The organism is Sphingobium sp. MK2 (assembly GCF_040170545.1).
Classification (GTDB): domain Bacteria; phylum Pseudomonadota; class Alphaproteobacteria; order Sphingomonadales; family Sphingomonadaceae; genus Sphingobium.
In genome coordinates, this window is record NZ_JAZDXA010000051.1 from 23,183 (window position 1) to 30,482 (window position 7,300).

The 7,300-nt window shown below is 60.8% G+C and carries 6 protein-coding genes and 1 pseudogene; 3 read left to right on the forward strand and 4 right to left on the reverse strand.

Annotated features, from left to right (window positions below; translation table 11 throughout):
* Positions 1-4 precede the first annotated feature (4 nt).
* The 3 genes from V2I08_RS18050 to V2I08_RS18060 are packed head-to-tail and all read right to left on the reverse strand — an operon-like array spanning position 5 to position 2,675.
* A complete protein-coding gene (locus V2I08_RS18050) occupies positions 5-217 on the reverse strand; it encodes a DUF1656 domain-containing protein (RefSeq protein ID WP_024018728.1) in 213 nt (70 codons plus the stop codon).
* Complete coding sequence (locus V2I08_RS18055) at positions 214-2,196, reverse strand: FUSC family protein (protein WP_349636242.1); 1,983 nt, start codon at positions 2,194-2,196, stop codon at positions 214-216. The genes V2I08_RS18050 and V2I08_RS18055 overlap by 4 nt, the downstream gene beginning before the upstream one ends.
* A complete protein-coding gene (locus V2I08_RS18060; protein WP_051519957.1) occupies positions 2,193-2,675 on the reverse strand; it encodes a MarR family winged helix-turn-helix transcriptional regulator in 483 nt (160 codons plus the stop codon). The genes V2I08_RS18055 and V2I08_RS18060 overlap by 4 nt, the downstream gene beginning before the upstream one ends.
* 236 nt (positions 2,676-2,911) lie before the next feature.
* On the opposite strand from V2I08_RS18060, the gene V2I08_RS18065 reads away from it, so the two are divergent.
* Positions 2,912-3,067: a hypothetical protein gene (locus V2I08_RS18065; protein WP_349636243.1), complete on the forward strand. Its 156-nt coding sequence runs from the start codon at positions 2,912-2,914 to the stop codon at positions 3,065-3,067.
* 55 nt (positions 3,068-3,122) lie between these two features.
* Positions 3,123-3,737: pseudogene (locus tag V2I08_RS20645) on the forward strand (IS110 family transposase); the annotation flags it as partial.
* 502 nt (positions 3,738-4,239) lie between these two features.
* Here V2I08_RS20645 and V2I08_RS18080 read toward each other — a convergent pair.
* Positions 4,240-5,523: a site-specific integrase gene (locus V2I08_RS18080; RefSeq protein WP_349636244.1), complete on the reverse strand. Its 1,284-nt coding sequence runs from the start codon at positions 5,521-5,523 to the stop codon at positions 4,240-4,242.
* Between the two features lie 472 nt (positions 5,524-5,995).
* On the opposite strand from V2I08_RS18080, the gene V2I08_RS18085 reads away from it, so the two are divergent.
* On the forward strand, positions 5,996-7,114 hold the full coding sequence (locus V2I08_RS18085) for a DNA cytosine methyltransferase (protein WP_349636245.1): 1,119 nt from the start codon (positions 5,996-5,998) through the stop codon (positions 7,112-7,114).
* Positions 7,115-7,300: the final 186 nt, after the last annotated feature.

A 7,300-nucleotide genomic window follows, 5' to 3' on the forward strand; every position in this document is an offset into this window, starting at 1 on the left:
CACTTCAGGATGCGGTGACAAGGCGTAGAGCCAGAAAGGCGGTGCCGGTCAGGATGAGGAACAGGGCGGTGTCGAACAGCGGGCGCTGCCAGACGAGGCGGTAGAAGCTGATGGACTCGAGCACCCGCGACAGCAGCAGGCGCATCGCGAAGCCGAGGATCGCGCAGAGGAGCAGCGGCGAAACGAACACGCCCGCGATGTCGATTTCGCCGATCATGTCGCCGGTACCCAGGCCGGCGCGCGCTCGAACAGGGCGATGCGCAGACCCGCTAAGGCATGAATGGCGCGGTCGGGGCGAGCGCCGGGCGAACCATCTCCCGGCCAGAGCGCATCAAGTGCTTCGTCGATGAGCGCGAGCAGACGGGACGACGGCTGCGGCTTGTCGAACTCGCTGCGGAGTTGATCGAGAACCCGATCCGTCGCCTGCCGCCCATCGGCGGGAAGCGCGTTGCCCATCGAGCGCAGGTCGGCGACGTTCGCGCCGACCCGCAGCCGGATGAGCAGGCCGGCGCTCCGCTCGACCTGCCCGGCTGCGGCAAGGCGCGCCGTCACCACCGAAATGCGGTCGAGCGCCCGCTGGACATAGCTGTCCCGCAACCGTCGGCTGGGCGACCGGCTCAGCCGCGCGATCTCGCGCGCTTCGATGCGGAGGACGCGCTGAAGCTGATGCTGCACGCCCCAGGTACGGAACAGGCCGGCGCCGAGAATGGCGGTGAATATGCCCAGCATGCTGGCGACGCTCGCCTCGACGAAGGTTCCGAAATCGGGCGGCGAATAATGGCCCTGTAGATTGATGTTGCTGAGCCCGAAGGCGAGGATCAGCGTCGCCATCGGATTGACGGCCGCCCAGACGCCCAGCGGCAGCATGAACAGGCCCATCATCATCGCAAAGGTCGCGAAATCGGCAGCGAGCGGGAGCAGGCCGTAGCACAGGATCCCCGCCAGCAGGGTCGCGAGCAGGGCGAAACGCGCGAACATTCCGATCGCTCTGCCAGGCTCGTCGCCGCCGCCGAAGAAGGCCAGCGCTATCGTGCTGAACAGGACGGCGTTCGCGCCCTGATGCCAGCCCGTCGCATACCAGAGCCCGCAGAGGAGGGCGTAGGTTACGAGGATTCCCGCCGCGATCCGGGCAGCGTGATCAATGTCGGGGTTGAGCGGAAACGCCTGCGTCTCGCTGACTGTTCGCGCGAGCGCGGGCGCAAGCTTCGCCTTTCCGCTCAACGCCGCCTCGATCCGCGAAACCTCGCTCCAGAGCGTCAGCATTTCCGTCAGCATGTCGGCCAGCGCATCATGAACGAGTTGCTGCCACGCGCGCGCGTCACTGGCATCGAGCGGAAGCGAGCGCACGGCATCGGCCAGATCGGGTAGCGGTTCCGTACCGGCATCGAGATGGGCCCTGGCCGTGGCGAGAGAGGGTCGGAGGGCCAAGCGCTCCGCTTCGCCAAGGCCCGCGATGCGGCTGCCGATCGCGGAAAGGAGCGGGACTATGCGCAGCAGGCGTTGCTGGATCGCGAGCGCGTGCCGCAGGTCATCGCGATGGATCGTCGGATCGTAGCGCAGCGCACCGGTCAGCTGTGACAGGGATGTGATGTCGGCCAGCGTCTTTAGCCGGTCATGCTCTCCTTGGGCGTCCGCCTCATGGCCATCAAGGACATCCTTCGCCCAGGTCTCGATGCTGGGCAGCCAGCGATGCAGGCGCGCGCGTAGCGCACCTTCAAGAGAACGCGGAGCGATCACGCCGTCAACGAGGGTCGTCGCGAGGATGCCGAGGGTGATTTCGCTGACCCGCGCCACAACGGTATCGAACATGATCTCCGGATGATCCACACCGGCGACCGCCACCAGCATGAGCGTGATCGCGAAAAGCTGGAAGCCGTAGCTGCGCGGCGTGCGGTCGAGGAAAGAAATACCGAACGCCAGGGTTGCCACGATTCCCGACGCCGCGATCAGCAGCAGCGGCGCGCTCGCAAACAGCGCGACCATGGCAAGCGTGACGAAGCCGGCGCAGAAAGTTCCGGTGAAGCGATAGACGGCCTTCGACCGGATCGCCCCGCTCATGGAGTTCATGCAGACGCAGCAGGTGACAAGTGCCCAGTAAGGATTGGGCAGGCCGATCCGCACCGCTATCGCGAATGCGATCATGCCCGCGACGAACAGCTTAACAGAGAAGATCAGCTGATCGGCGCTGACTTTCATCGGCCCGTCCGCGCCTGCTGCAGGAACTGACCGATCCGTTCCTCGAACAAACGCAGCGTGCGCGTCGTCGTTTCGATGTCCTGCATGGTAAGATCACCAAGGAGATCGTCGCGGAGCCGCGTGACCGCCTTTTCCATCTTCTTCGCAAGGTCACGACCTTTCGGCATGACATGGATCGTCTTGATGCGCCGGTCCTCGGGAGAATCGCGCCGCTCAAGCAGGTTGGCGGCTTCGGCCTGGTCGAGAATGCGCACCATGCCGCCCGGATTGACCCCGACTTCCTCGGCCAGCGCGTTCTGCCTGACACCCTTGTCTCCATGACGGGACGCCAGAATGAGCGCCGAAATGAGCGATGCGGGAAGTCCGAAGTCGGCGAGTGCGAGACTGACTGCCTGAACCCAGACACGCCGGATCGGCTGCAAAGCGTTCGTGAGTTCAAAAAGCGTGACGGGGCTGGTTCTGGATCGGTCGCGGGGCATGCGCGGCTACCTAGTCCATCATCCGATTGCGTTCAATATGCAATCATTGCCTTAACAATTAAATTGGGCAGACTGAACACGCCAGTGAGCCATGTGGTGCGCAAGATCAGCGGTTACCGGTCTTCTGACAAGAACGGCGAATGGCTCACGATGTCGGACGCGGCCGCCAAACTCGGAGTCCCGCAAGTCAAGATCCAACGCTTCCTCAGGAATGGCATATCGCCGCCGAGCAGGTCATGCGCTACGCGCCCTATCAAATCCGCTCCAGCGACCTCGAAGACGAGTGGATCAAGGCCAAACTGGCGCGCCCAATCCCGTGTCGCGCCGAAGACGACAACCAGGAATCGCTATTTTCCGACATTGGAAAAGATCCCATGATAAGAGTTGGATAGCGGCCTGAGGGGGCTCAGAGTCGGTTTGCTAGCAACCACTCTGAAAGGATTTGCCATGTCAGCAGACCCCATCTCGCAGCCTGCCGCCATCCGTGTTGATCTTGGCGCAATTTTCGTCTCGCTGGAACTCGCGAAATCGACCGGGCTGGTGACTTCTCTATCGCCGGGTAGCGAAAAGATGTCCCATCACTCGGCGCCGGGCGGCGATGCTGGCCTGCCTGGATGCCCTGCGTGACAAGGCACAGGCCCGCGAGGGCCAGCGCTATCCGGTGATCGCTATTCAGGAAGCGGCGCTCCACGGCTTTTGGATTCATCGCGCTCTGGAGTCGGAAGATTGGATCACCAGCCATGTGGTCGACGCCGCTTCGGTTGCGGTCTCGCCGCCTCCGGCGGGCAAAGGCCGACGGGATTAATAGCGAGACGCTAGTGCGTACCCTGATGGCGTGGATGCGCAGTGAGCCAAGGGTTTGCTCGATGATTCGCGTGCCAACGATCGAGGAGGAGGACCGTCGGCGGCAAGCCGTTGCCCTTGCATCTCGAGGCGCAGCTCAATCGTGAGCTCGATCGTCTCGAGCTGCTCACCGAACAGATCAAGCGCGTTGAAGCCAAGCGTGACCACATGTCAGAGACGTCGCCGCAGGCGATGCTTGTCACGCTTCAGGGCATAGGCCCGTAGTTTGCGAACGGCGTGGGAGCGCATGGCTCCGTTGATTATCGGGCGTCCTGATCAGAAAGGTTCGACCTGAGCTTATTGGCTTGCAGCGCGATAGCGGCCATGGCCGACCTTCATGAGCAGTCTTTCGTCGCACATGGGAGAAAGATAGCAGCGGGGAATACCGATATCTGTGAGATCCTTCGTCCTCACTTCGCCTCGGTCTCGTGCGAAGGCTACAGCGCGCTCTCTCAATGACAGCTTCGAACCTGCCGCCAGCCTAACGCGCTCTGCGCGATCACGATCGCGCTTTCGTATGCCATATGTTGGTTCTCGTGGGGAAGCGAGGGGCGCATCTGCAGCAAATCTGCGGGATGAATCGTGATGCTGAAATGAAGGGCTTCTCGCTAAAGCACGGTATCGTGATATAGATTGTTTGGCTTGCTCCGATACGAATAGCAAAATTGTTTTAGACGTATCCTGAAATGGCAGCCAGTGTCCCAGCAACCGCCGTATGGAGTTATGATACGACGAGCTTGCTGCTAGGAATGACTCGCTGCTCCAGCAGCGAGGCCCAAGCGCTGAGCGCCTCCTTGCGCGGTTCGAATAGTTCGGACTTATTGTAGACCCGCATGATCTTGGATCGCGTAGCGGTCGCGACATGATTAAGGATGCGATCCGCAACATGGGGAGGAATTCCCAAAATTTCGCAGCCATGCGTATTGAAGGTCGTCCGAAGATCGTGAACTACCCAGTGTGGCATCTCGGGGGTCTCTTCATCCCCCGTCCGTTTGATACGAGCCGCCTGAATCGCTTGATCTAATCTGCGCCGTCCCTTGGTGAAACCGGAAACGGGCGTATCACCTGTGGTCGTGAAAACGAGCTTGGAGTCCTTGGGGCGATCCGGATGCTCCATCGCTTCGATGATGATCGATCGCGCCAGTCTGGAGAGCGGCACGCGAAGCGCATTATTCATCTTGGTGCGGGCACCTGGTAACAACCACACAGCGTCGCCGGGCGCCCGATCGCTCGCAAGATCAAGATGCTCGACCGGCATCGCGGCCACCTCTTCGCGTCGATTGGGGAGGACGATCAGCAACCGAAAAAGCTGGGCGAACGGATAGCCCAATGTGCCGGCGGCGGCCCATATCTCTTTGAGCTCACCGATTGTGTGAAACCGCTCGCGCTCATTTTCCTTGGACGGCTTGCGCACTTTCTCCGCCGGATTTTCGGCCAAAACGCCTTCGTCGACGCACCAGTTGAAGAAGGCAGATGCGTAGGCGAGATTCCTGTTAGCGGCGATCGGGGCAGTTTTGGCATGCTTTTTTACGAGATCGGAAATCTCTGCCTTCATGATCGATTCGGGTTGTCGATTGAGCAGAGTGCGCAGGAGCCCCCGCTTGCCGTCGAGCGCTCGCTTCGTCTGCGCGCCGCGACGGTGCTGCGAAAGCACGGCCTTGTCATAGTCCTCGATCACCTCGGAGAGGGTTTTGCGGTTGAGCGAAGCAATCGCCGCAGTTCGCCGCGCGACCCGCTTGCGTTCGTTGGGATTGCTACCCTGGTCGATTTGCGTCCGGGCGACGCGGGCAGCTGCACGAGCTTCTGCGATCCCCATGCCCGGCCAGGTTCCAAGCTTGATCCGAGTGCGCTGGCCATCCTGCAGGCGCACTGCGAGAGACCAGCTCGCGCCGCGTTCGCCGGCTCTGATAAGAAGTCCGGCTTCCTTATCGTCCCGAAGCTCGATACGCTTCCCCGGCTCGGAGCGGAGTTTGGCAATTGCAGCCTCAATGCCGTTCTTTGTCAAGGATATAGCCATGGACGTAACTCGCAAAGTGAGAGAATAGAGCTTCTATGGGTGCCGTATGGATGTCAAAATGGCCTTGACCGCCCGTGTTCGATCATACATTCAGACGGAGAAATATGGAAGAGGTTCTCTGATATTATTCAGTAAGTTCAGCAAGATAAATCAATGCGCACGAGCCTTGATGGAAGGTGACGGAAGCAGACGGAATCTTCTTAAAACGACTCTTAATCAGCGGGTCCTTGGTTCGAGCCCAAGTGCGTCCACCATATTTTCCAATAGGTTAGCTCACTTCCTCCGGGGCCACCGTCTTAGAAAGACGGGAATTAAGACGGTGCCCCGCTCGCGTTGGCCCACGAAATACCCGCCGCCAATGCCGGCAATCGCCCCCGGTGGCACTTTCTTGTTTCGTTCTCCTTGCCATGGGCTAAGAAGGCAACATGATCTGAGGCGGTGGGGTGAATCGTAGAGCGACATGCAGCTTGGTTTTGTAGACTTGTTTTCGTGCGGTGGGGGGATGTCGTCGGGCTTCGCTCGGCAAGGCAGTTTCGTGCCCCTTGGGGCCGTCGATCTGGAAGTGGCGAAGCCCAGCCACGGGATCGGCGCAACGGGCTGCAACGCCACCTATCACGCGAATGTCGGCCTTGAGCCCTTGTCGGCCGATCTGTCCGTAGCGGACCCCGATGAGATATCTTCGCATTTCGGCTTCACCGCCGCAGATATTGACGTGCTGATCTCGTGTGCTCCCTGCACTGGTTTCAGCCAAAAGCAGTCCCGCAATCACGTCAGCGATGACCCCCGCAACCAGCTAGTTGAGCGAACCGCCGTTTTCGCCGCAGCCTGGAAGCCAAAGTATGTGGTGATCGAGAATGTGAAGGAGCTATTGAAGGGACGGCACAACCACCATTTCCACGGACTGCACCGTAGCCTGACCGGGCTGGGCTATGAGGTGTTCGCGGAGGTGCACGACCTCAAGAATTTCGGCCTTCCGCAAAGCCGCATTAGAAGCCTAATTATTGCAAAGCTCGGAGACCGCTTCGATCTTGCCATTCCGGCCGTTACCCGCCTGCGGACTGTGCGCGATGCCATCGGGCACCTGCCATCATTGCGCGCCGGGGAAACCAACCCGGACGATCCAATGCACGTCTGCCCAAACATGGGTGAGGCTTCGATGGCGAGGATGCGGGCCATCCCGAGGGACGGTGGGAGCTGGACTGACCTGACCGAGAGCCAAGCGCATCTGCGTATCCCGAGCATGAACGTGAACAAGCCGGGTTCCTTCCCCGATATCTACGGGAGGCTCGCTTGGGACAAGGTTGCCCCCACCGTGACGCGCGAGTGCAGTCACCCAGGCAACGGACGCTACTCTCACCCTGAGCAGGATCGATTGCTGTCCGTGCGTGAGATGGCGCTGTTGCAGGGCTTCCCAGCCGACTACCAATTCCTCGGAAGTCTATCCTTCAAATATCGTCAGATTGGCGATGCGGTGCCGCCGATGATCGCGGCGCAAATCGCGAACGCCATCGCAGCGGATGCCGCCGGTCGCTATACCGCGCCCGACCCAGCCGGTGGGCAGATGGCGTTGGCAGTCTAGATCGGAGCGGCCAAGCTCCACCACGCATGAAGTGGGCATAGCGCCACGTCGAGCTGATTTATCGTGAGCTTGTCGTCGCTGCCGTCGAGCCGAAACCTAAACGCAGGAGTGGCCTGCTGCCGGTTTGGCGGACACCAAGATAGGCTCATTCAAGCTACACCAGCTTGTGTTTCGAAGTCGATGGGG